A 23,139-nucleotide genomic window follows, 5' to 3' on the forward strand; every position below is an offset into this window, starting at 1 on the left:
AGGGTGAGCGGTGAAGACAATAAATAAAGGTTACCCAACGCAACATCAGGTAACCTTTGAAGAAGGCTACAGATTCATATCGTCAATCTGCGCTTTTACTCGTAAGACCTTATCGGCATAGCTCGGGTCTGTTGCATAACCCGCCTGATGAATATCGCGGATAAACGACTCTGAACCACTGTCACGCTTGAGCGCGGATTGATATCTCGGGTTTTCATTTAAGAATTGTACGTAGTCATTAAAGCTCTCTTCGTAAGTACGATAAGAGCGGAACGCTGCACGTTCTTGAACTGGCACATCCTGATGATACTCAAGGGTTTGTGTGGCGACTTTGCCACCATCCCAACTGCGGTCGGCTTTAATATTAAACAGGTTATTACTGCTACCTTGGCTATTGCTTACTACCTTTTGTCCCCAACCTGTCTCTAACGCTGCTTGTGCAAGCAACAAGGAAGGATCCACACCAAGTGATTTCGCGGCACTGTCGGCGTAAGGCTTCAGCGACTCGACAAAGCTTTGAGGCGTATTAAAATCAACGGCTTGGGTTTGTTTACGCTCATTGAGTCCCAACGTTGCCGCCATTTCACGCGCTTTGGCTTCATCGTACGGCATGTGTAACGAACTATGGAACGCCTCATTACGCATACGAATTTCACTACTCGGCGCTTCATCTTCCAAGCCTTGCCCGGCACTCAACTGAGCAACAATCATGTCAGCCAATCCCATTGAGCCAGATGAGCTCAATTCACTGGCCATTTGGTCGTCAAGCATCTGTTGATAGAACTGACCATTTTGGCTATTCATCATATCCGATTCAAAATGCGTATTGGCATCTCGCATCGATTTCAGCATCATGGAGGTAAAGATCGATTCAAACTGCGTCGCTGCAGCGCGAAGTGCCGCTTTGTCATCGGCTTTATCGCCACTTGTCGCTTGTTGACGAAGCTTGTCTAAACTGCTGATATCGTGAATAAAGCCGACATCATTTGGGTTATTAATCATGATGTTCTGCCCTATTAAATCACAATAAGCTGGCCTTCAATGGCGCCTGCTTGTTTTAACGCTTGTAGAATAGCCATTAAATCTGATGGTGCTGCGCCAACCTCGTTGACGGCTCTGACGAGGTCGTCTAACGTTAAGCCCGGTTCAAATTTAAACATTTTACCGTCACCTTCCGTGACTTGAATGTCCGAATTCGGTACCACCACCGTTTCACCACCAGAGAACGCACCCGGTTGACTCACTTTGAGATTCTCTTTAATCGCCACGGTCATCCCACCATGCGTAATCGCAGCTGCTTTGAGACGAACATGCTTACCGACGACAATCGTACCAGTGCGCGAATTAACAATGATTTTCGCACCACTGTCGGCCGTATCAAACTCAACGTTTTCAACCGCAGATAAGAAGGCCACACGTTGACTCAGATCGCGAGGCGCTCTAACACGTACCGATGTTGCATCTAATGGGCTCGCCATCTGTGGCCCCAAGAAATTGTTGATGGCATTCGCCATATTCTGAGCGGTAGTAAAATCAGATTCAAGTAAGTTGAAAGTGATATAGTCTCCGCGGGAAAATGGTGTTGGGATTTCTCGCTCAACCATAGCGCCACTTGAAATCATGCCTACTACAGGGTTATTACCGACAATTTTTGACCCATCAAGGCCTTCGGCGCTGAAACCGCTCACGACTAAATTGCCCTGAGCAACGGCATACACTTCACCATCCAAACCTTGCATGAAGGTTTGCATCAAAGTGCCACCACGCAAACTTTTTGCCGCGCCAATAGAAGACACCGTCACATCGATTTTTTGACCCGGCTTGGAAAATGCAGGCAGCTCAGCCGTTACAATCACCGCCGCGACGTTTTTAAATTTAGGCTTAAAGCCAATGGGCATTTGAATGCCAAATCGCTCTAGCATTGAACGGAAGCTTTGTTCGGTAAACGGTGTTTTTTCACCCGTACCTGGTAAACCAGTAACAAGACCATAGCCCACGAGTTGGTTACTGCGCACCCCGGCAACTTCTGACACATCTTTAATGCGTGCCGCTTGTACACTTGCCGCGGCAAAGCACAAACCTAATAGTAAAAATGTGAATTTTTTCATTACCTTACCCCAAATACAAACAAACCCTCATAGGAGAGGGTTTGCCGCTTTTGATTCGTTAAAACCTGTCCTATAGAGAGACATTAAAAAATCGTGCCAAGAATCCAGGTTCTTGCATATCTTGTTGTGTTCCGGTGCCTGAATATTGAATTCGAGCGTTAGAAATGCGATTTGAGGCAATGGTGTTGTCAAATTCAATGTCGTCTGGGCGGATCGTGCCACTCAATCGGATGTACTCATCACCAGTATTCAAAGTCAGCCACTTTTCGCCACGAATAATCAGATTGCCATTGGCTAGTACTTCAATCACTTCCACCGTAATCGAACCGGATAAACTATTGCTTTGGTTGGCGGACGCGTTGCCTTTAAAACTGTTGTCATTTTTAAGTGCATAGGAGAAATCATAGTCGTTAATCGTGACTGGTCTGCCGCCGACTTCCAGTGGGTCCATCGTCGAGTCGTTCGCTTTCGACAAATCCGCATCCGAGCTTTTCGCCGCTTTCGTGGCTTCATCAAGCGTAACAGTAATGATGTCACCTAAGCCGCGCGGTTTAGAATCATCGTACCAATCGCGGGAGTAATCGGTATTAAATAGGGAGCCGGTCGCAGCAGCGTAGTGCTCAGGCTTGTTTTTAGGATGAATGGGTGCCCATGCCGGATCATCGGCGACAGGATCGGTTCTGCCTCTTAGTGTATCAACAATACCGGTAGACTGTGTGCGATCGCCTTCTACTGCATCAACGGCGGTGGTGCTGTCGGCCACTTCGTCTACCGACTCTTGCGGCCCAAATTGAGCACAGCCTGACAATACGGCTAACACGGTAATGCAAAAGAGTTTTTTCATTGTCCTGAATCCTGTCACGTTACTAAGGCTACGTTTACCAATCACTATTTAGCGCGCGTTAATATCTAGGCGCTTGAATCTATAACTGCTGGGTTGCGAAGCTCATCATCTTATCTACGGATGAAATCACTTTTGAATTCATCTCGTATACGCGCTGCGCTTCGATCATGTTGACTAATTCTTCGGTTACATTCACGTTTGAGCTTTCCAGCATAGATTGACGAATTTGCCCAAAGCCATCTAAACCCGGTACACCTTCGTTAGGATCGCCGCTCGCGCCTGTTGGCAAGTAGAGGTTTTGCCCTATCGGCTCTAAGCCGCCGGGGTTAATAAAGTCAACGGTGGTAATGTTACCGACCACCTGATTATCTTGTTGACCACGAACACGCACGGACACTTCACCATCAGTCCCTACGGTAACGGAAATGGCGTCTTCAGGGATGGCAATTTCTGGCTCCAGAGAGTAACCCGAGCCCGACGTCACTATGATGCCTTCATCATTCAACGTAAATTGACCATTACGGCTATACCCAATATTGCCGTCTGGCATCAATACTTGGAAAAAACCGTCACCTTCAATCATCATGTCCATACTGTTTGAGGTGGTTTGCGCATTACCTGGTGTGTGAATCTTTTGAGTTGCGACGACTTTTGAGCCCGCCCCTAACATTAAACCAGACGGCAGCTCCGTATTTTGCGAAGATTGACCACCTGGTTGGTTAATATTTTGATAAAACAGATCTTCAAATACCGCACGGCTTTTCTTATAGCCAACGGTGGAGGCATTCGCCAAGTTATTTGAGATCGTTGATATGTTGGTTTGCTGCGCGTCTAAGCCAGTCTTACTTACCCATAGTGCCGGATGCATCGTATATTCCCCTAATCCAATTAACCCATGCGAAGCAAGGCATCAGACGCCTTGTCCATGTCTTCCGCTGACTTCATGAGCTTAACTTGCATCTCAAACTGACGTTGCAGGTCAATTAAGCTGGTCATCTCACCTACAGGGTTGACGTTACTGCCTTCTACCGCGCCCGTCATCAGTTGGACATTGCCATCAAGGCCATAGCCTAACTCCGGGTTTTTATTGCGGAACAAACCGTTAGTATCTTTGAATAGTGAACGATTATCGGGATTGGTCAGTTTAATACGGTCAACAATTTCCATTTCGTCTGCAGGCGCATCTTGTGGAATCACCGATACCGTACCATCGCGACCAATCTCAATTTTTTTAAGTGGAATTGGCACCGTAATTGGCGTACCACGTTCACCTAAAATCAAGTGGCCATTGCTGTTACTAAGTAGACCGTTTTGATCAACCTGTAAGCTACCGTTACGTGTTAACCCTTCCTTGCCGGTTTTATCCATCACTGAAATCCAACCTTGCCCTTCTATGGTGACATCCAAATCGCGGCCTGTCGTCACGACACTGCCTTGCTCAAAGTTGTGTCCTGGACGCTCCGTCATGCTAAATACACGTGTTGGCATGCCTTCACCATAGGCTTGCATCGATCGAGCTTGCGCAAGATCAGCTCTAAAGCCCGGTGTGCTGGCATTGGCGAGGTTGTTGGCTCTGAGTTGCAAAGCTTGCATATTTTGCTTTGCGCCGCTCATAGATAGATATAGGGCACGATCCATTGATAGCTCCAATATTCAAAGTACAGAATATATAAAGCAAATTGTATGCCAATATTAAAAATACAATTAATACAATAGGTTAAATGTAATTCAAAAAGAAAGTTGACCGATAGAGCCTAGAACGGCAAATGAATGGCCCTGTGTGGCAAATTAACGCGGCAAGGTAACGTGGCAAATTCACGTCAAGTGGCAAGATTGGCAAAAATGACAGGGTTAACGAAAAGCGCCAGTCAAAAACTGGCACTTTTCTCAACATATTATCTAATTTGTAAGATGTTTTGCTGCAACTGGTTATGTACATCAAGTGCACGCGAGTTCGCTTGGAAATTACGCTGCGCTGAAATAAGGTCCACCAGCTCTTGAGTCATATCGATGTTTGACTGCTCAAGCGTACCATTGTTGATAGTACCGAAGGAGCCTTTGTTCGATTCACCCCAAATCTTTGCACCCGATGCGGTGGTTGAATCCCACTGAGTTCCGCCTTTCTTTTCAAGACCTTGCTCATTAGCAACACGAACCAATGCAACACGACCAAGCGTTACGTTTTCGCCATTCGAATAGGTTCCGAGCACGTTACCCTTCTCGTCGTAATCGACTTTGGTTAAGAAACCGGTTGTTGCCCCATCTTCACTAAACTTCGTTAATTCAAACGGTGCGGCAAATTGTGTTGTGCTATCTAGCTTAAAAGACAATTGCTGAGCAGGATCGGCACCATTCATTTCAACCGCATTAGGACCTTCGCCAATCGCTTCTGTCACAATTGGTTGGCCATTATTAAGGCTCGCCAATGTACCATCGTTATTAAAACGTATTGTATGCCCAACATGTCCCGTTGGAGAAGAGGCGTCACCGCCACTGATATTCACTGGCTTTTCACCTGCACCATCACTCACCGTGTAGTAGCTTTGCCATGTGTTTGGCTGATTCTGATCCTTTACATAATAGGTCGTCATTTTATAAGACTGACCCATTGAATCATACATCGTTGAAGACGTTGAGCGGTTATAGGTTTCTGGATCCGTAAAATCAAACAATGCCGGATCTTTTAGATCGCCATTAGCGGGTAAGTTAGCGCCAATTTCAATGTTAGCGGTCTGTTTTGGCTTACCAAATTCAGGCGGAACATTAATTGGCTTAGGCTCATAAGAAACGACTTCATTAGTATCTTTGTTGACTTCATAACCCAGTAAGAACTCATCGTTAGATGTCACCATGTAGCTGTCTTTGTTCAGGTGAAACGCACCGTTTCGAGTGATTTCATTTTGCTGAGGCACCAAACGTTCTTTAGATACGGCAAAGAAGCCGGTACCGCTGATACGTAAATCCATTGGGTTGTTGGTAGATACACTCGACCCTTCATGGAATTGCTGAGCAATTTTACTTGGCTGAACACCGCCACCTGGGGTGGTTTTCGAATTCGTGAATAATGAATTCGAATACACATCACCAAATTCCGCACGTGACTCTTTAAAGCCGAATGTGTTGGCGTTGGCAATGTTATTACTGGTCGTATTTAAGTCCAACTGAGCCGATGATAATCCGCTCAAAGATACATATGACATTCCTAATCTCCTAACCTAGCTTATTTTCACGCTTTGCCGACTTCCAATACTTCCGCAAGTCGAACTGGATTTTCAAAACCAGCTAGATTGAGTAGTACGTTTCCGTCTCCTTTGCCAAGAAGCACGCTGTTGACGTTTGCATAACTAGACACTTCAAGCTCTTTGCTTTCTCCGTCCAACAAACCCGAGGCTTTCACCTTGTACTTGCCAGGCGGCAATGAATTACCTTGATCGTCTTTGCCGTCCCATTCTACGCGAGCATCACCACCGGGTTTTGCGCCAGCATTGAAGGTACGAACCAGTTGACCCATTTCATTTTCTACACGGACAAAAACATTTTCTAAAGACTGAGGCAATTTCACCATTGCCGCCATACCTTTATCCGCTTCCTTAACCCCTGCAGCGCCCGGTACTAACACATCTCGTCCTACCAAAGAGGAAGCTTGAAGCGCTTGATTTGACGTCATTGACGAATTGAGATTCTCGAACTGAGAATTCATTTTGCCAATACCATCTACCGTGGCAAACGAGGCCATTTGAGCAATCATTTGATCATTGCTCACTGGTTTAAACGGATCCTGCTGAGCCAGTTGCTTGGTGAGCAAAGACAAGAAATCTTCTTGCTTAAGATCTTGCTTACCCGTGGTCTCTGCTGGTTTGTTTTGGTCCTGTAGCTTTTTCAGTTGGTCAACGTAGGACAAACCGCTTTGACCAACATTGTTGATTCCGGCCATTTGCTATCTCCTATCTCTATTGACCCATTTGCAGGGTACGAAGCAACATCTGCTTACTCGCTTCCGCTACCTGGACGTTAGTCTGGTATGAACGAGACGCAGAAATCATGTTGGCCATTTCCTCCATCACATTAACGTTTGGCTTATAAATGTAGCCTTCGTCATTCGCGAGTGGATGATCTGGGTTGTACACTGCACTTAGGGGTTTATCGCTCTCTACAATGCCCATCACTTTGACTGGCACGGTATGATCACGGTTATAACGCGCTTTACTCAGTTCCGCTCCAAACACGGCATGACGCGCCTTGTAGGTTTCTTTCGCTGAGCTACTAACACTGTCGGCGTTGGCAAGGTTACTTGAGGTGGTATTAAGACGAACTGACTCAGCACTCATCGCTGAACCCGTTACGTTAAAAACATTAAATAAACTCATCTTAATTACTCCCCTTTGATTGCCTTGGTCATATTTTTGAACTTACTGCCTAAAAAATCGAGTGATGCCTGATGTCTTAGTTGGTTTTGCATGAACAGGTTTCGTTCAAGGTCAACATCTACGGTATTGCCATCCCCGGTATCGGGTTGGTCGGGAATACGGTAGAGTATTTCCCCTGTCACATTGGTAGAGGCAGATATATGCCGTCCATCGGTGCGGTCTAGTCCAATGCTTGCCCCTGAGGTTGCCGCTTTTAACGCACGATTAAAATCCATCCCCTTCGCTTTAAAGCCAGGTGTATTGGCTTGAGCGATGTTGGTAGAGATGACTTCAGCGTTCTTCTCGCGTACACCAACGGTGTGCTGATGAATGCCGAGTGCATTGTTAAAAGAGATGGCCATTTAAACCTCATTGTTCAAAAATAGGTGCCTTGAGAAATATAAAGCAATTTCCGCGCCAAAGTTTTAAGCCTCTGTTACTTTTATTTAGACCGTGGGGATTTTTATCTAAACCATAGGTAGTTTTATTTAACCTACGGGTACTAGATAAAGCCACGGCCCCGATTTAAGCTTCAGGTGCTAGATAAAGTGCCAGACACTTGATCTCTATGAGTGTGAAAATTGATTCAGTAAGCACATTCGGGATTAGCACAGCAATATCTGCGCCACGTTCGCGATGGTATTGATTAGGAATGTCGTTAGTGATTGCTCGCGACCCAACCACATGATTACAGCTTAGCAAGAAATGCCACGGAAAGGGGTAAGAAAAAGCCCCGGATGATCCGAGGCCAGTATTCGAGTTTAAGGTTTAAGGTTTACGGTTTAAGGTTTCAGCTTGTAGATAATGCCGGGGTTGCATCGCACCATTTCAAATTTGTCAGTTAACCCAGTTAACGACTCCGATGCACCTAACAATAAATACCCTCCGGGATTTAAACTGCGCGCCATTTGATTCAAGACTTGTGATTTCATCTCTGGCGAAAAGTAAATGAGTACATTTCGGCAAAAAATAATGTCGAACTTGCCTAGTAATGCATACGAGTCCATTAAGTTTTGTGGACGAAAGTTCACTAAGCGTTTCGCGCTATCTTTTATCTTCATCTTGCCGTTTTTCGCATCTTCAAAAAACGCTCGGCGACGCTCTGGTGACAAGCCACGTCCGAGTGCAAGGTTGTCGTACTCGCCCAAACGACACACATCCAACATTGTGTTGGAAATATCCGTCGCCGTGATCGACACATTCGGCAACATGCCAGGCTTCTTCGCTTGAGTTTCTAGTATCGTCATCGCCATTGAATACGGTTCTTGGCCTGAAGAACTCGCCGCTGACCATATTTTTATCGGACGTTTATTTGCCGCCATTTCTGGTAACAGCTTGTCAGATAGTACCGTGAACGGGTAATTATCTCGAAACCACAATGTTTCGTTGGTCGTCATCGCATCCACAGCGGCAATGCGCAATTCTCGATTTCGACCCGATACGACATCTCTCAATAAGTGAGACAATGACGTCAGCCCATTTTTACTCACTAACGGACTTAAGCGGCTTCTCACTAGATACTGCTTACTGTCTCCAAGCACAATGCCGCACTGTGACTCTAAAAAGCGGCTAAAATCACGATACTCTTGATCGCTTATGGTTATCGCTGTCATTAACTACTCTATACTGCTTTTGAAAGCTTGCTTAATACAAGTTCTATTGTGATTTTATTGTTTCGCTAACCTGCTACGACAGCAGCTTTTACTGCGCTTCCCAGCTCTTCTGGGTTGAACTTAGCGATAAACTCGTTGGCACCGACTCGCTCGACCATCGCCTGATTAAACACTCCGCTAAGCGAAGTATGCAAAATAATGTGCAAATCTTTAAGACCTGGATGACGGCGAACCTCTGCCGTTAAGGTGTAACCATCCATTTCTGGCATTTCAATATCCGAGATCAACAAGGATATTTGCTCGCGAATGTCGCCTTCTGACGCCATTTCTACCAGCTTGTTATACGCGTCTTTACCATCTTTAACCAAAATGGCTTCGAAGCCAATAGACTCGATTGCTCGTTGGACCTGTTTTCTTGCTACGGCGGAATCATCAGCGATCATAATACGCTTGACGATTTGTTTTTGTTGCTGAACTTCCGCTTCTGCAATTTCTTTAGCAAGATTACCATCCATCGCTTCTTCAACCGGTGATATTTCAGCCAGTATTTTCTCAACGTCAATGATTTCCACTAACTCATTATCAATATTGGTCACGGCAGTCAGATAATTTGCACGCCCAGCCCCTTCTGGCGGTGGTAAAATAGACTCCCAATGCATATTGATAATACGCTCAACAGAGCTCACCAAAAAGCCTTGTACACTACGGTTAAATTCCGAAATCACCACAAAACTATTGGCAATGTCTGTTGTTGGTCTGCCGCCTACAGCCAAGCTCAGATCAATAACAGAGATGGTTTGACCACGAATATGTGCCACCCCTTTGACCAAACGATGTAGATTCGGCATCGCGGTGAGTCGCGGGCATTGCAACACTTCTTTGACTTTAAATACGTTAATACCGTATCTCTGACGTCCCATTAAGCGAAACGTTAATAATTCAAGTCGGTTTTGACCTACTAGCTGCGTTCTCTGGTTCACCGAATCTAAGATACCGGTCATAAGTTCATCTCCATCTCAAACTTTACGCCAAAAAAGTGATAGTCTACTGCAGGCAACGAGGAACCTGAGAAACAGAATGCTGTATTATAAGACATCTTTTTTGAATACTTCCAGCCCCAATTTTAAGCCAATGCTTAATGGGCTTTTACTCTTTATCGTCTGGCACACGTTTTTCTTTAGTGCATTAACGCACGCAGCGACGCCAGAACAAATAGAAAACATCCAAAAGGCAGCCCAAGCTCATGTTTTGGATACCTTAGATGCCCCAATTGGCGCGGAGCTCACAGCAACCGCAGGACGAATCGACTCTCGTGTTCATGCGACCGATTGCATTGAGCCTTTGCAAACCTCCTCTTCCAATGCCAGAAACACCAGCAGTAACGTCACGGTTTTAGTTGAATGCCCAAGTGATAACTGGCGACTCTATGTGCCCGTTAGACTCAGCATTTCGTTGCCACTCGTTGCTGCGACTCGACCACTGGCGCGAGGGAGTATTGTCACCCAAGGCGACGTCATGATGACAATGGTGGATAAAAATCGTTTCCGTCGCCAAGGATTTACCGATTTTGAGCAAGTCGTTGGCTCCAAATTGAAACGAAATGTAAAGCTAGGGGATGTCATAGAGCGCAACGATGTCTGTGTTGTGTGCCGCAATGAAAAGGTCGTGATACGCGCCGTCAAAAGCGGCATGACCATCTCAACCAAAGGCACAGCCCTGAGTGATGGGTCGAATGGTGACCAAGTAAGAGTGAAAAATGACAAGTCTCAGCGTATAATTGAAGGTATTGTCACTGGAGTGGCTGAAATTACCGTGAATTTTTAATTTATTACCCGTGACTTTTAAATTTTTCCTAAAGTATCTTCGCTATAGGTCGATACTGACGGTATACAAGAAAACTCTATTGTCTACGACTACTATTGTTTACGACTACTAATATTTACGAACATATGCACAGAAGGCTTAACTATGGCAGGCATTGATAACATTCGTTCTGGTCAGACGCTAACGACGACAAGTCGCGCCCCTGCTCGTTCGGAAACAAGTACAAGTAGCAGCTCAGCGCCAGTTAGTCAGTCATCAGCAAAGCAAGATGCCGTGACATTAAGTCAAGGCGGTAAAGCAATTGGGCAGATGCATCAACAGATGGCATCACAACCTAGCTTTGATACGGCAAAAGTTGCCGCCATTAAAGAAGCCATTGCTAACGGTTCTTATACCGTCGACCCAGAAAAACTTGCTGATAACATGATTAAGTTTGAAGAAGAGCTAGGCGGTTTAAAGTAATTCGCACTATCTAGAGAGAACGCGCTGTGCGACTCACTCGATAAATAAAAGGTAAAATGAATGGCAGCCCTTGTTGATTTAGTTGACTATCAGCTTAAAAATGCAAAAGCCCTGTCTCTTCTATTGTCAGAAGAGACCAAAGCCATCGCAGCTCGTGAATCGGGTGATATTGAGCGATTAGCCAAAGAAAAAATGGCGCTCATCGGGCAACTTCAACAAACCGACCAAAGACTAAGCCAACACCAAGACGTTGCAAGACTCACTGATGAAGCCTTGCTGGCTGAACAAGTCCGCACCGTCAAATCCATCATTCTTGATTGCAAAAAAATTAACGACATTAACGGACAAAGCCTACAACGGGCCCAACTCAGCTTTAATAAACTCAATAATTTGATGCAACAAAGCCACGGTAAGATAGGCATGACCTATAACGCCGGCGGACAGACTCATACGCTTTCAACACTAGGCACTAACCTTAAAGCCTAGCGTTTTCTACGCATTAAAAACAATCAAAGTTTAAGCACACCTAATTCTTATACACGATCAAAAAAAGCGACAATCATTGCCGCTCCTTTATACATCCTGCAATTAACGTTAGTCGTTAAAACAGTTATCCGTAAAAACAGTTATCCATTAAAACAAGGTTTGACGCTTCTTCTCTGGAACACGACGGATTTCACCGTAGTCGCGAAGCCTGTCCATTTTTTCAATGTCGAGCAGCAGTTCTGTGACATAACTGTCACCGACTTTATAGCTTCTGACCACTTCCGCGCCACGAATCACACCGTCAACGGCCCCAGTTGTCGACTCTACGCCAAGCTTTTGGTCTTGCAGATCCGCTCTTGCCGACACTCGAAGACCGTATACTTGCTCTGCCAGCTCGCGGTATGCATCAATTTTAGAGGCACGCATGGCACGCACTTGCTTCTCTTCTTCAGTGCGACCCGATTGCTCACTAATGCTGGCATAACCGACAGCCGTCAACGTATTTTGGTTAAGCGTACCGATTGGTGCACAACCAACCATCAGCATCGTGGCCAATGCCATTAACCAGATTCTCATTGTCATTTCCTATGGTCGTAGAATGATAGTATGCGGCGAGGTCATCATTGGGTCTGAACGAATCAATACCCCATCTTCTGTACGCATTTGATTTAACGTATCAAGATCTCGACCAATGCGATCTGCTGGTAAGAAACCTTGTGCAGACGCAACCACGACTCGCGATTGCATACCAACCACACGAGCATTAATTAACACACCACCTTCTTGACGCAGCATCGTGCCCGTCAAAACAAACTGAATTTGTTGCTCTTGAGCTAAGTCTTTCCAATCTCGGCTTAACGCAAAGTCACCTTGGCTCGTCACCTGTATCGAGCCCGTTGTTTTAAAGTCGACAACTTTAAACCCACGGCGTTGCAACTGATGGATGAATCCTTCAGACACAGAATTGCCTAACCAATTGGTGGATTCCATACTCTGCAAATCCACAAAGGATGCCACTGCAATAGGGGTTCTCACCGATACACTGGTGTTTGACTCAACAAGGTCTTCGGTCAAACCTTCTACAAAATAGTCCATCGTATGACGGGGACTTTCCATCAGCATAAATTTACTGCCGCTGTAGGTTTCTTTACCGTTATAGATTGGTGAGTAGGCACAAGAGGTCAGTGTTAACACCGATGCCATCAATAGCCACTTTTTCATGTTTCACTCTCCAAAGTTGTGAATTGGGTAGATTAATTCCTGAGCCTGTGAAGGTTGGAACAATCTTTGCTTTCTCATTGTTGTCGTTAATAAGAAAGTCCGCTCCAATATTCGCTGGTAAACGTTTAGCAATAATCATCTAGCAAATATTGTTCCGCATTTGGATTGGTCGCATGAAAAAAATTATTTGTTCTTTAGTTTCAAGTACCTTACTCGCTATTGGTGCTAGCTCGGCGCACGCCGCTTGGTATGAGGTCACTGGTGTCTCAACCATCGTATCGTCAGAAAAGGCGGCAAGGATCTATGCCTTAGAGGACGCGGTCTACAAAGCGGTAGATTTTGCCGGAGCCGATATTGGCAGCCTTTCAGGGCTAGCGCCACTGCTTGAAGATGACAAAGAGCAATACCAGTTCATTGACTCTGAAGTTCGCCATATTGTCATTGATGATAAATACACCAGCGGCAACCAAATGTTCGTTAAAGTCCGCGTGGATATCTATCCATCGGCAAAGGCTTGCCATCAAAGCCAATACAAAAAGACCTTTGGGGTGGCAATGTTTGACATTGTCGACCCTCAGCAGGCCGTGATGGGACAAATCTATAAGCTTGGCGAAGATTACAGCTCGGTGATTGAAAAACAGCTTGCCACTCGCTCGTACAGCTTTGTTTCAGTGGGTACTACCCGCTATGAAATTGACAAGCGACAGCCAGAGCGGATAAAAATGATCGCACAAGATCTTGGCGCACAATACTTAATCACCGGAGAGATTAACGACTTAACAGCCACCATCACAGCCGGCGGCTTACTGAGCGATGATGTCACCAATCGACAATTTGCCATGAACTTAGCTATTTTTGATGGCAAAACAGGCCATGAGATATTCCAGCATTCATACCGTGAAATCGCCAAATGGCCGTTTGCGAAAACCAGTAAAGTAGATACAAAAAGCGCCCGTTTTTGGACATCCACCTACGGTGAGATGATGCAACGTGTTAGCCGCAACATTATGTTAGATTTTGAAGCGGAAGTGTCTTGCAAAATGACCTTGCCAGAAGTCGTTGCCAGTTACGGCAATAAAATTACGCTAGATTTAGGGCGAGTACACGGCGTCCAAGCCGGAGATAAGCTCACGCTTTGGCATACTGGGTCATTCATCGACCAAAATGGATTGCCGCGCAATAAAGTCTCACAAAGTGACATTACTTTAACGGTATCTCGAGTCTATGAGCGAGAAGCAGAAGCAACCGTCGACCAACCAAGCTTAGCCAACAGCATTCAGATTGGCGATGTCATGCACAAACAACCATAAAACTAACAATATAGGCTTAACTTATTCAAATAATTGAGTATTATAAGCCATAAGCTCCCGTGGCACAGCTGGATAGCGCGGCCCCCTCCTAAGGGGCTGCTTATCGAATGAATCTCAATCAAAATATTTACAAGCGATTATAAATTCAAATTAAAATTGTTTATAATCAACCAATTAAGGTTAATTCTCGCTGAGCAGCACCTTAAATCATCCATTCAAGTTAATAATGCAGCTCCCTTAAAAAGTGCTATCCAAAATGCTATAGTGCTACGCAAAGTGCTATAACGTGAGTTAAATTAATGAGTCGTATCGGTGTAAAAAAAGCGGATTTTGAACTAAAAAGATATGTGAAAGATAGTCATCTATTGCACCCGAAAAAGCAGACTTCGTTCCACTTTAAAGATCGGCTTATCAAGAAGCTGCCGCTAATCAAAGATGGCAGTAAAGATCTGTACGACCTCACCAACAACATCAAGAAATTTAGCCTTGTGCTAAGAGTCAGCAAGACGGCAAAAACTTTCTACATTAAGCCAGCACAGCGCACTATGATAAAGCTCGGTCGCTGGCAAGAACCTAATGCTAACACTCATATCAAGCCCGATGCTGGGTATATGACGGTTGCAGGTGCTCGTGCCGCATTTAAGAAACAAGTAAAAGAGTTGCTAGCTGAAGAACAATTAGCGCCAGAAGTGCTACATATCCGCGAGTGGACAATTGAAGATTACTTAAGTAAGCAGTACAGCAAAGACAGAACCAAGTACAAGATAAAAAACGGCTCTATTCGCCCAATTTCCCCTAAGTCACTCAATGCTATCAAGCGTGATATCAAGCCATTACTCAGTCAAAAGCTAAAAGATGCTAATAAAAATTGGTTAGAAACCTTAGTGGAACACTGGAAGAAAGAAGTGGTGAATCCAACTAATGATGTAACCACAATAAGAAGCCCCGATACTAACCGCAAGGCTTACACGCAAATTAACGCAATGCTGAATATCTGGGTTGGCGCAGGGTATATCAGAAAAAATCCTATTGACGGGGAAGTTGCACGCTTTAAAGACGAGCACGCAAATCAGCGTGAAATCATAATATTCGATGAACTCTCAATAGAAACTGTTTTGCGCTATCTATGGCAGGATGATGTACTTGGCTCAAAAGCGGCAAAGATCGTCCTTGCAACTATGATTGTGGCTGGCGTTCGTAACTCCGAGGCGTATCGTAACACCAAGGATAACTTTCGTATTTCTGAGCGCGTAATCTTCATCCCTTCACTGATCAGTGGAAAAACGCGCAAAAGCCGCACAATTCCAATTGAATCTGATTACTACTGGCGAATGATCAATGAGTATCTTGCCTCAGATGAGTACTTCGATAATGAACACGGCCATATGTTTCCATCAAGAAAAGGGTCAAATACTGGTCATATAACTGACGGCGCTACAAGTAAACCATGGCATGCTGTTAAAGATCACTTCAAGCTCCCCTTAGAATCAAGACCTTATGACTTTCGCCATACTTTCGCATCAAGCCTTGCAAAAACCGAGGGAATTGAAGTTACATCAAAGTTGCTCGGTGACAATCCAGATACGGTAATGAAGTACTACATTAAGCACGATACCGAAAGTGTGCGCCCTACCCTACGTCAGATGCATAACAACAAGAACCACAAGCAAAGTGAACAGAGCAATGTCAAAGAAGGCGATCCGATTGTTGCTGTGTCTGAAAGTGATATGCCAATTGAAGTGAAGCGATACTTTAAGGCTTTTATCAATGGGTTAGAAATACCTGAAGAAGGAAAGATCTACCGTAGTCAATGGAAGAAATTTGTTTTAACAGTGAAATTGTTGAATCAACAAAAGCAAAGCGATGAAGTTGAAGACTGGTTAATGTTTCAACTCTAACTGGTGATGTAACACTGCTAAGATGGGTTAGGTCTGAACCGTACTGGTACCTAGTAGTGACTCATATTCAATCTGACACCGTTGATATCGAGTCACAACCAGAGCGTACAACATAGCCGCTTGGTGATCACAAACATAGCCGTAACACGTCCCTTTTCAATTTAGAGCAAAAGTTCATTCATTGGCTGTTGATGCTGTTTCACTATACATTTCCTTATCCAAAAAAATACCTGCCTATATGGATGCCAATCATTACTAACCTTTGGCAGGACTAAAAAGGGGAGAGCAGATAACAACTCTGGAGTTCAGTAGGTAGGCAGCTCTTCAAATTCGTCTTAGAGTTCAAATAACCACAATGTGTCAGCCACTTATGTTGCTAAGCACCTGATTCTATAGTATGTTTTTTGTAACGTATTTTTTGGAGATGTATGAAATGCCTTTTGAAGAAGCAAGAAAATTAGAACTCCTTAATCATGATTACGACACTGCTGATCTTTACAAAGAGTTGGTGGTATGTAGCAATACATTAGTCAATACAACGCATATCTTGTCAACGGATTCAGGCTGGCACCCTTTGGTCATTAGAAAAGGAATAGAACCTAGAGTTTGGCTCTCTATTAAGATACAAGAAAGCTCTGATACTTCAAAAGATAGTAGGTACTTAGAGCTTATTTCAAACTCAGAAGTTAAACATTCTTCTGTGGAACTTACTAGTACAAAGTATGGTTTTCAAATTGTAATAAATGGCCAAATAATCGTTGAGGCAGGAAATCATACAGATGAAAGTCTTGAAGTGATTAAATTAGACCTTAGGCCGTTAGGTTTAAATATTCATGGTAATCATACTTCACTGAATGTTGGGAATAATTCCATGTCAAGAAATACATCAGTTAACGGCCATGCTATGTTTGGGATAAACTAAATGAAATTAACTGATGTAGAGATTAATGGAAAGCAATATAGATTAACAAACAGTAATTCGAAATGTGATTCAAATGTATATACATTATTTCTAGGGGAAAACGGTTCTGGAAAAAGTGAAACCATACGTGAACTGATAAATATCTTACTTAGAATGAAGGTTTCAGATAAGCATAATTATAAACATAATGATATTCTAGATAGCTATTTGGAGAATCGCTACAAGGCTACACTAGAACCTCAGAGTGTAGCTGTTGCTGCAACTATTAATTATAAAGGTAGTTCTATTCACTCATCTTTCGTACAAACTAATGAAGACCGTGTACTAGTTAATTTTAAAGGAGAGAAGCAACACCTTAAAGAAGATGCTTACAGGTATGAATTTAGTGTCAGATCGCAAAGGAATGATGCATTCTTAAAAAGAAGTATTAATGATATAAATATAGTTGCTGTTTCAGAAAGTCCATATATAAAGTTCCCGATCATTCAATCAGATGAGGTTGTTAGTTATTTCTACATTGGAAAGATTCAGGAGAAAGATTATAAATACATGAACTCTATAAGCGATGATTATGTAAACCCTAAAGTAGAGCAACTCGCAAAGTCTATATTATTAACACTAGAAGGCTCTAATAAAACTAATGTGAGTGCAATTTTAGATTATTTATCATTTGGCAAACGGACATCAATTAAATTTAGATTAAAAAGTGATTATTATCATCGCCTAGATAGTACACCCGAGTTTGCTGATAGAATTATTAGTTCACAAGCACGAGATAGATTCACCAGTTTAGGGTTGGGCGATACAAGCACAAATAGCAATAATAGACAAAAAGAAAAACTAATAGCGGCTATTGACTATGTTAAGTCAAAAATAACAATCGACTCTAATGATCCATTTGATAATAGATTCAATTCTGAGTTGATGGAAATCAACTTCGATATTACAGAGTATAACAGTGAAGCAGAGAATATTGCCACATTACTTTATTTTAATTTAATAAATATTTCCAATGTATTCTTTGAATATGATGGTAATTATATTGACTCTTTACATTTAAGCTCTGGACAGGTATGTATTTTGAGCAATATATTTGGTATAGCATCGAGGATTACTGACAATACTTTTATATTTATTGATGAGCCAGAGATAAGCTTACATCCATCTTGGCAAGCTGGGTTTATAAGGCTACTTGAAGAGACTTTCATTAAATATATTGGCTGTCACTTTATTATAGCGACACACTCTCCACACATAGTTTCAAACATCAACAAAGATAACGCTCATGTTGTACCTATGCATGTCGAAAATAGTTCCCATCTTAATTTGACTAAAAGTTATCAAGGATGGACTGTGGATGAAATTTTGCAAGATGTAATGGGGATGGACGAAACGAGAAGTCGGTTATACAAGTCGCTAATTGTATCTTTTAATGAAGCTATTGAGCGTGATGATTCATACACAGCCCACCTTATACACAAAGAACTTTCTGAAATTCTACATCCTGAAAATGTACTGAGAAGAGTTTTGGAGATTCAGATGATTGGAGTGGGAGATGATTAAACTAGACAGACCCCAAAAGCCAATAGAACTTACCCATGAAGTTCAAGTTTCATTAACTAATAAGTTTAAAGAAGATGGCAATTCCGTTTGGTCAAAAGAATATATTAAGAAGTCTTTGATCGAAATGTCATCTAATAAGTGTGCTTTTTGTGAAACCTTATTGGGTGAGGAAAGCAAATATTTAGAAGTTGAGCACTTTCACCACAAAGATAAATATAAAGATGAAGTTGTTGATTGGGATAATCTACTACCTTCTTGTAGAAGGTGTAATGGAAAGAAAGGAACTCATGATACTAAATTAGAACCCATTATAAACCCTTGCACATCTGAACCTAAAAATCATTTAAAGTTATTGATGAATTATCGTTTTAAACATAAGGACGATATTGGAAATCTATCTATTATACTGTTAAATTTGAACGATCAAGATAGATTGGTTAAAAAGCGTTTTGAGATTGGTAATGCTCTATTAGATAAACTTTTAGAATATATTGAATTGACTGATGATGTTGTTTCTGGAGTTCAAACAAGTACTAAAAGAAAATCTAAAATTAAAAACGGGATGGAAGCAATACTAAGAAATGGTTTGAAAGATAAAGAGTACTCAGCTACCTACTCGACAGTGCTTATTCAGTCTGAAGAATTCAATGAGCTAAAGAAGAAAATGATTTTGACTGACTTGTGGACATTAGAGCATACGGACTTGGAATCTCAGATTAAAAATCTCACATTATGTTAAAATGCTGTTCATTAGACTGTATTTGACAAGATATTCTGGCCAGTTTTGTGTGCCTTTTCGATACTAAAAATAATCCGTAATTTACTTATTTAGCAAAATCTATAAGACGTTTTTATCCAGTTATGAGTCACGATACCAACAGGCCGTCTGTACGAGGATCGTGACTTATCAGCAAACGTGTGAGATCGAGTATGAACCAGTACAGTTCAGCCACACTTTTATTTATCATTATACCCCACCGTGAACGGTGAAAATGGCGATAGATTAAAATTCAAATTCCTGCTGCTCTTCCTCAGCCTATTAAAAACCTGCTGTTCAAAGCTATGTAGATTGGTTAGACGAATTTCTTTAGTCGGGGATTGGCTGAAAAATATTTCTGCAACTTCCCCCCCTTAACGAAAACGCTCATATTTAACATGTTTAGTATTTCCTTTACGCGCTTTCGGGACGGCGATTACAACCTGTAATCCTTTTTGCTCTGAGCGACTTAGTACCACATCTAGACGCTATTGTAGGTCGTTCAGCAAAAAATGAATGTTATCGTTACCAAGATTTTTTATACGGGAGTGGTTGCAGTAAGGTGTAAGAAACTCCTCGATCTCGGAGAGATTTGTGTAGCTAATATCAATCATTACTTATAATTCTTATAGTTAATTAAAAGAAGTGCGCAATCCCCCAATGCGCTTCGACACTTCTATAATAACTTTACACGCATACTCGTTTCAAAAAGCAGTAATGGATATATGATGAATTATTAGCCACTCAGACAAAGAGCGACTGATTTTTGTTAACGAATATGGCTTTCTGGCTCGCAGTGTTTTTCATAACCTTCGAGCTCATCCGCTTCTATCGGGTACTTCTCATTTAGATGAGTAACGAACTGGCGTATATCATTAATTATGCTAACTTCTTCCCCCTTTCCTCTCCGAGATTGCCTCACAGCATGTTCGGTGATCGCCCAGATAAGTCGGATAAACCCCCGTTCAGATACAGATGACAGCTCTTTAATAGCTGTAAGAATTTGATGCATAAGTAGAATTTGCTTTTTCATAATTATTATCTCTAAGTTTTTGTTTTAATTGAAGAATGTATTCATCTTTAAGTGACAACTTATAAGCCATAGCGTCAAATTTCTGCTGATAGCTTTTGTTGTTTCGTCTAAGTTTTTTAAGCTCTTGCAGGAAGTTGGAATTTTTGAGTTCTAAGCCTTCTGCATGTTCAGCAAGGTGAGCTAACTCTTTCTCTGCAGCAGAAAGGCGTTTTCTCAGATACGCGTTTTTCTTCTTCTCTTTGTTCTGAAAGAACACTGCTTTTTCAATCTGTGTCAGCTCTATTTCACGCTGCTGGATCTCTTTCTTTGTGGTATCGATAAACTTTTGCGCTTTGCTAATTATTCTCTGCTTTCTGGTCAATTCAGAATGTTTTGCCGAGAACGCTTTGGCTTGAGCTTGTTGAGCTTTCCATTGCTTACGCGTCAAGCGTTGAACCTTTGGCCCAAGCCTTGTCATACCAATCTCTGAGCCTACCTGAGCATAGAACGAGTCCTGATACCCTCTCATCGCTTGTTTGTATGCATTCGCTTTCTTGGAGTAGCCCTTTCCCTGACATTCATTTCTGGCTCTAATGCCAGGATGAATTTCAGCCATTGAAAACCCACCGTCTTTAAGGCTAGGTACTGCATAAAAATGTAGGTGAGGGTGTTCTTCGTCGAGATGAAGAACAGCCGAAGCTAGATTTTTGCTATAAGTACGCTTTAGAAATGCCAGTGACAAAGATAAGAATTTCTTAAAATCTAGATCTGATTCAGCAGGGATACTGATAACCCCAGCGAGTAACAAGGGGGCATCGTTACGTATCCTTCTACCTTGCTTATCTCTTGCTTTTAGAGAACGTGCCAGTGCGATATCTGGTAGTTTGCGCGGATCTAAACCAAAGAGGATTTCAGGTGTTTGTGGTTGGAAAACATGCGGACAGCAATCATCTACGCGCATTGCTTCATTAACTATGCTATGCATAGAAGCTTTGCCAGACTTAGACGTATGATTACTGTAGGTTTCTAAGTGTATAAACTGATATCCTGACATGATGTGGTTTTTATTATTTATAATATTATAACATCATGTATTAATTAAAAATAGTTTACAAAAAAGAAACTTTTTAGTATACATGCAACTTTTTTTCTGTATTGAAAATACAATAAAAAAAGTTATCAGGGGTTTGGGGATGAAGTCCCCAACCGACGCTTATCTGAACCGAGGCACGATGGATGAAAGATAAGCATAGTCGGTTACTATGCTTATACATATACCCACAAATTTCAGTTGCTAAACACCATATCTGACAAATAAATATTATCCATTATACTTTATAATTCAGCACCTTACGCAAAAAAAAGCTTGACAGCGGTTAAAAAGAAGACTAACTTATTACTTATACCTTCAAATATAAATTTCTTCATTGTATCAAATAATCATCATTTCCTTCTTACTTCAAAGAAATCATAAGACTTCACCCCAGACAAGCAAACCAAAGAATACATCGTTCAATTCTGCTTGCAAAGCAAGCAGGTAAAGCAGGTCGCCTTGCAAAGCGACCTGCTTAATAAAGTTAACAAATTAAACCATTAAAGGTTAATTCATCTTAAACCCACCAAAATATCAAGAATATCCATTTCCTAGTATGGAATGGTCTTTATAAACATGAGTTAATGACAGCAAGTCAACAAAATAAAAAGGATAACTAATGACTTGTTTTAACAATACAGACGCACTGACTCACAAACTTGAGGCTCTCAGAGAAGACCCTGCGCGACTCAAAGGCGATGAAAGCATAAAGACTGCGAAGCAATGGTTAGCAAAGGAAAAACGATACCCTACGCGCTTTGAGCGAGGTTATAGACACAAGAAAGGGGTTTACTACGCTATAGAACAAACTATCCCTGTCTACAGCGAATCTGACGCCATACCGATTGAAGGTGCTAGGCCAATAAGCGACATGTATAAAAAGAAATATTACTACTATGAAGATGAATGCTTACAAAAGAAAACACGCAAGCAGTGGTGGTCTGAAGATAACAGGTTAGTAAAAAGCAGCGCTCAGCCTGTTGAGATAAGAAACGGCTTTAATCATGCACAAAAACAGAAGCTAGAAATCAAATACTACCTGAAGTCTGATACTTTCAAGCCCAAACCAAAGAAAAAACAAGATAACAAATAAAACCAGTAAACCTCCTTAATGGAGGTTTTTTTTATACGGAAAATCTAGAATGGTGTACCAACAGGATTCGAACCTGCGGCTCAGCTCAGACTTAGGAGGCTCGTGCTCTATCCAACTAAACTAGGGCACTTAAATAGACTGAAATCAGCTATTTTTTACGTTCAGATACTGTCAAATTAACTAAATCAAGTTAAGTTTAAATGACCCCAAATTGGAACATTATTACTTAGCTTAACTCGAAATATTTCACCCACTTTAAGTGAAATCAATGAACTAGAAGAGTTTTTTACCCCCCCCTCTTCTGGTTCATTTTTTATCCAAGCAGCACTTGGTTGTTTAAAAGATTCACTCCCGCAATACACGAATTTAACCTGACCCGAGATCAAAAGATAAACTTAAAAAGGTTAACTTTTTTTCTTCACTTAAAGCGAATTTTCAGTCACTTGTCAGTTCTCCTTTCCTTCACCTCTACATCATGTCAAATAAGGCCATTTCCTACCTAATTCAAGCAAATCTTCACAGTGAAG

The 23,139-nt window shown here is 42.2% G+C and carries 23 protein-coding genes; 9 read left to right on the forward strand and 14 right to left on the reverse strand.

Annotation, left to right across the window (positions count from 1 at the left end):
* Nucleotides 1-66 precede the first annotated feature (66 nt).
* The 11 genes from flgJ to MD535_RS16885 all read right to left on the reverse strand — a co-directional run bounded on the left by flgJ (nt 67) and on the right by MD535_RS16885 (nt 9,972).
* A complete protein-coding gene (gene flgJ / locus MD535_RS16835) occupies nt 67-1,002 on the reverse strand; it encodes a flagellar assembly peptidoglycan hydrolase FlgJ (protein WP_265676194.1) in 936 nt (311 codons plus the stop codon).
* Between the two features lie 14 nt (nt 1,003-1,016).
* On the reverse strand, nt 1,017-2,108 hold the full coding sequence (locus MD535_RS16840) for a flagellar basal body P-ring protein FlgI (protein WP_265676195.1): 1,092 nt from the start codon (nt 2,106-2,108) through the stop codon (nt 1,017-1,019).
* Nucleotides 2,109-2,178: 70 nt separating this feature from the next.
* Nucleotides 2,179-2,952 carry a flagellar basal body L-ring protein FlgH gene (gene flgH / locus MD535_RS16845; RefSeq protein WP_250619710.1) on the reverse strand — a complete coding sequence of 258 codons (774 nt, stop codon included), beginning with the start codon at nt 2,950-2,952 and terminating at the stop codon, nt 2,179-2,181.
* Nucleotides 2,953-3,031: 79 nt separating this feature from the next.
* Nucleotides 3,032-3,820: a flagellar basal-body rod protein FlgG gene (gene flgG, locus MD535_RS16850; protein WP_265676196.1), complete on the reverse strand. Its 789-nt coding sequence runs from the start codon at nt 3,818-3,820 to the stop codon at nt 3,032-3,034.
* 20 nt (nt 3,821-3,840) lie between these two features.
* Nucleotides 3,841-4,590: a flagellar basal-body rod protein FlgF gene (gene flgF, locus MD535_RS16855; protein ID WP_265676197.1), complete on the reverse strand. Its 750-nt coding sequence runs from the start codon at nt 4,588-4,590 to the stop codon at nt 3,841-3,843.
* A gap of 257 nt (nt 4,591-4,847) precedes the next feature.
* Entirely contained in the window at nt 4,848-6,152 is a 1,305-nt protein-coding gene (gene flgE / locus MD535_RS16860; RefSeq protein WP_265676198.1) for a flagellar hook protein FlgE, read from the reverse strand.
* Nucleotides 6,153-6,178: 26 nt separating this feature from the next.
* Nucleotides 6,179-6,886, reverse strand: coding sequence for a flagellar hook assembly protein FlgD (locus MD535_RS16865; protein ID WP_265676199.1), 708 nt, complete (start codon nt 6,884-6,886; stop codon nt 6,179-6,181).
* Between the two features lie 16 nt (nt 6,887-6,902).
* Nucleotides 6,903-7,319: a flagellar basal body rod protein FlgC gene (gene flgC, locus MD535_RS16870; protein WP_250619705.1), complete on the reverse strand. Its 417-nt coding sequence runs from the start codon at nt 7,317-7,319 to the stop codon at nt 6,903-6,905.
* A gap of 5 nt (nt 7,320-7,324) precedes the next feature.
* Entirely contained in the window at nt 7,325-7,720 is a 396-nt protein-coding gene (flgB, locus tag MD535_RS16875) for a flagellar basal body rod protein FlgB (protein ID WP_265676202.1), read from the reverse strand.
* A 420-nt stretch (nt 7,721-8,140) separates the two neighbouring features.
* On the reverse strand, nt 8,141-8,971 hold the full coding sequence (locus MD535_RS16880; protein WP_265676203.1) for a CheR family methyltransferase: 831 nt from the start codon (nt 8,969-8,971) through the stop codon (nt 8,141-8,143).
* 65 nt (nt 8,972-9,036) lie between these two features.
* Nucleotides 9,037-9,972 carry a chemotaxis protein CheV gene (locus tag MD535_RS16885; RefSeq protein ID WP_265676204.1) on the reverse strand — a complete coding sequence of 312 codons (936 nt, stop codon included), beginning with the start codon at nt 9,970-9,972 and terminating at the stop codon, nt 9,037-9,039.
* Nucleotides 9,973-10,048: 76 nt separating this feature from the next.
* Between MD535_RS16885 and flgA the strand changes: the two genes are divergently transcribed.
* The 3 genes from flgA (at nt 10,049) to MD535_RS16900 (ending at nt 11,743) form a co-directional block, all read left to right on the forward strand.
* The gene (gene flgA / locus MD535_RS16890) at nt 10,049-10,795 is read left to right on the forward strand and encodes a flagellar basal body P-ring formation chaperone FlgA (protein WP_390902949.1); all 747 of its coding nucleotides are present in this window, start codon (nt 10,049-10,051) and stop codon (nt 10,793-10,795) included.
* A 144-nt stretch (nt 10,796-10,939) separates the two neighbouring features.
* Nucleotides 10,940-11,257 (forward strand): flagellar biosynthesis anti-sigma factor FlgM, encoded by a 318-nt coding sequence (gene flgM, locus MD535_RS16895; RefSeq protein WP_265676205.1) that lies wholly within the window; start codon nt 10,940-10,942, stop codon nt 11,255-11,257.
* 60 nt (nt 11,258-11,317) lie between these two features.
* Complete coding sequence (locus tag MD535_RS16900) at nt 11,318-11,743, forward strand: flagella synthesis protein FlgN (RefSeq protein WP_265676206.1); 426 nt, start codon at nt 11,318-11,320, stop codon at nt 11,741-11,743.
* A 147-nt stretch (nt 11,744-11,890) separates the two neighbouring features.
* Here the strand turns inward: MD535_RS16900 and MD535_RS16905 are convergent, their stop codons facing one another.
* Together MD535_RS16905 and MD535_RS16910 are read right to left on the reverse strand one after the other, a co-directional pair.
* Nucleotides 11,891-12,319 carry an LPP20 family lipoprotein gene (locus tag MD535_RS16905; RefSeq protein WP_265676207.1) on the reverse strand — a complete coding sequence of 143 codons (429 nt, stop codon included), beginning with the start codon at nt 12,317-12,319 and terminating at the stop codon, nt 11,891-11,893.
* 9 nt (nt 12,320-12,328) lie between these two features.
* Nucleotides 12,329-12,964: a FlgO family outer membrane protein gene (locus tag MD535_RS16910; protein WP_250619698.1), complete on the reverse strand. Its 636-nt coding sequence runs from the start codon at nt 12,962-12,964 to the stop codon at nt 12,329-12,331.
* Between the two features lie 173 nt (nt 12,965-13,137).
* Between MD535_RS16910 and MD535_RS16915 the strand changes: the two genes are divergently transcribed.
* The 5 genes from MD535_RS16915 (at nt 13,138) to MD535_RS16935 (ending at nt 19,396) form a co-directional block, all read left to right on the forward strand.
* On the forward strand, nt 13,138-14,274 hold the full coding sequence (locus MD535_RS16915) for a flagellar assembly protein FlgT (RefSeq protein ID WP_265676208.1): 1,137 nt from the start codon (nt 13,138-13,140) through the stop codon (nt 14,272-14,274).
* Nucleotides 14,275-14,573: 299 nt separating this feature from the next.
* Nucleotides 14,574-16,172 carry a tyrosine-type recombinase/integrase gene (locus MD535_RS16920; RefSeq protein WP_265676209.1) on the forward strand — a complete coding sequence of 533 codons (1,599 nt, stop codon included), beginning with the start codon at nt 14,574-14,576 and terminating at the stop codon, nt 16,170-16,172.
* 433 nt (nt 16,173-16,605) lie between these two features.
* Entirely contained in the window at nt 16,606-17,094 is a 489-nt protein-coding gene (locus MD535_RS16925) for a hypothetical protein (protein WP_265676210.1), read from the forward strand.
* Entirely contained in the window at nt 17,095-18,657 is a 1,563-nt protein-coding gene (locus MD535_RS16930) for an AAA family ATPase (RefSeq protein WP_265676211.1), read from the forward strand. It begins immediately after the preceding gene.
* Nucleotides 18,650-19,396: an HNH endonuclease gene (locus tag MD535_RS16935; RefSeq protein WP_265676213.1), complete on the forward strand. Its 747-nt coding sequence runs from the start codon at nt 18,650-18,652 to the stop codon at nt 19,394-19,396. The genes MD535_RS16930 and MD535_RS16935 overlap by 8 nt, the downstream gene beginning before the upstream one ends.
* Nucleotides 19,397-20,400: 1,004 nt before the next feature.
* On the opposite strand, the gene MD535_RS16940 is transcribed toward MD535_RS16935, so the two are convergent.
* Complete coding sequence (locus MD535_RS16940) at nt 20,401-21,480, reverse strand: plasmid recombination protein (protein WP_265676214.1); 1,080 nt, start codon at nt 21,478-21,480, stop codon at nt 20,401-20,403.
* Between the two features lie 658 nt (nt 21,481-22,138).
* On the opposite strand from MD535_RS16940, the gene MD535_RS16945 reads away from it, so the two are divergent.
* Nucleotides 22,139-22,612, forward strand: coding sequence for a hypothetical protein (locus MD535_RS16945; protein WP_265676215.1), 474 nt, complete (start codon nt 22,139-22,141; stop codon nt 22,610-22,612).
* Nucleotides 22,613-23,139 lie beyond the last annotated feature (527 nt).

Source organism: Vibrio qingdaonensis (genome assembly GCF_026191675.1).
Lineage (GTDB): Bacteria > Pseudomonadota > Gammaproteobacteria > Enterobacterales > Vibrionaceae > Vibrio > Vibrio qingdaonensis.

Coding starts and splice junctions, on each gene's coding strand:
- flgM (WP_265676205.1), top strand. CDS start 10,940: ATGGCAGGCATTGATAACATTCGTTCTGGTCAGACGCTAACGACGACA.
- MD535_RS16900 (WP_265676206.1), top strand. CDS start 11,318: ATGGCAGCCCTTGTTGATTTAGTTGACTATCAGCTTAAAAATGCAAAA.
- MD535_RS16935 (WP_265676213.1), top strand. CDS start 18,650: ATGATTAAACTAGACAGACCCCAAAAGCCAATAGAACTTACCCATGAA.
- MD535_RS16920 (WP_265676209.1), top strand. CDS start 14,574: ATGAGTCGTATCGGTGTAAAAAAAGCGGATTTTGAACTAAAAAGATAT.
- flgF (WP_265676197.1), bottom strand. CDS start 4,590: ATGGATCGTGCCCTATATCTATCTATGAGCGGCGCAAAGCAAAATATG.
- flgA (WP_390902949.1), top strand. CDS start 10,049: ATGCTGTATTATAAGACATCTTTTTTGAATACTTCCAGCCCCAATTTT.
- flgB (WP_265676202.1), bottom strand. CDS start 7,720: ATGGCCATCTCTTTTAACAATGCACTCGGCATTCATCAGCACACCGTT.
- MD535_RS16885 (WP_265676204.1), bottom strand. CDS start 9,972: ATGACCGGTATCTTAGATTCGGTGAACCAGAGAACGCAGCTAGTAGGT.
- flgC (WP_250619705.1), bottom strand. CDS start 7,319: ATGAGTTTATTTAATGTTTTTAACGTAACGGGTTCAGCGATGAGTGCT.
- flgE (WP_265676198.1), bottom strand. CDS start 6,152: ATGTCATATGTATCTTTGAGCGGATTATCATCGGCTCAGTTGGACTTA.
- MD535_RS16940 (WP_265676214.1), bottom strand. CDS start 21,480: ATGTCAGGATATCAGTTTATACACTTAGAAACCTACAGTAATCATACG.
- MD535_RS16915 (WP_265676208.1), top strand. CDS start 13,138: ATGAAAAAAATTATTTGTTCTTTAGTTTCAAGTACCTTACTCGCTATT.
- MD535_RS16945 (WP_265676215.1), top strand. CDS start 22,139: ATGACTTGTTTTAACAATACAGACGCACTGACTCACAAACTTGAGGCT.
- flgJ (WP_265676194.1), bottom strand. CDS start 1,002: ATGATTAATAACCCAAATGATGTCGGCTTTATTCACGATATCAGCAGT.
- MD535_RS16880 (WP_265676203.1), bottom strand. CDS start 8,971: ATGACAGCGATAACCATAAGCGATCAAGAGTATCGTGATTTTAGCCGC.
- MD535_RS16840 (WP_265676195.1), bottom strand. CDS start 2,108: ATGAAAAAATTCACATTTTTACTATTAGGTTTGTGCTTTGCCGCGGCA.
- MD535_RS16865 (WP_265676199.1), bottom strand. CDS start 6,886: ATGGCCGGAATCAACAATGTTGGTCAAAGCGGTTTGTCCTACGTTGAC.
- flgH (WP_250619710.1), bottom strand. CDS start 2,952: ATGAAAAAACTCTTTTGCATTACCGTGTTAGCCGTATTGTCAGGCTGT.
- MD535_RS16910 (WP_250619698.1), bottom strand. CDS start 12,964: ATGAAAAAGTGGCTATTGATGGCATCGGTGTTAACACTGACCTCTTGT.
- flgG (WP_265676196.1), bottom strand. CDS start 3,820: ATGCATCCGGCACTATGGGTAAGTAAGACTGGCTTAGACGCGCAGCAA.
- MD535_RS16905 (WP_265676207.1), bottom strand. CDS start 12,319: ATGAGAATCTGGTTAATGGCATTGGCCACGATGCTGATGGTTGGTTGT.
- MD535_RS16930 (WP_265676211.1), top strand. CDS start 17,095: ATGAAATTAACTGATGTAGAGATTAATGGAAAGCAATATAGATTAACA.
- MD535_RS16925 (WP_265676210.1), top strand. CDS start 16,606: ATGCCTTTTGAAGAAGCAAGAAAATTAGAACTCCTTAATCATGATTAC.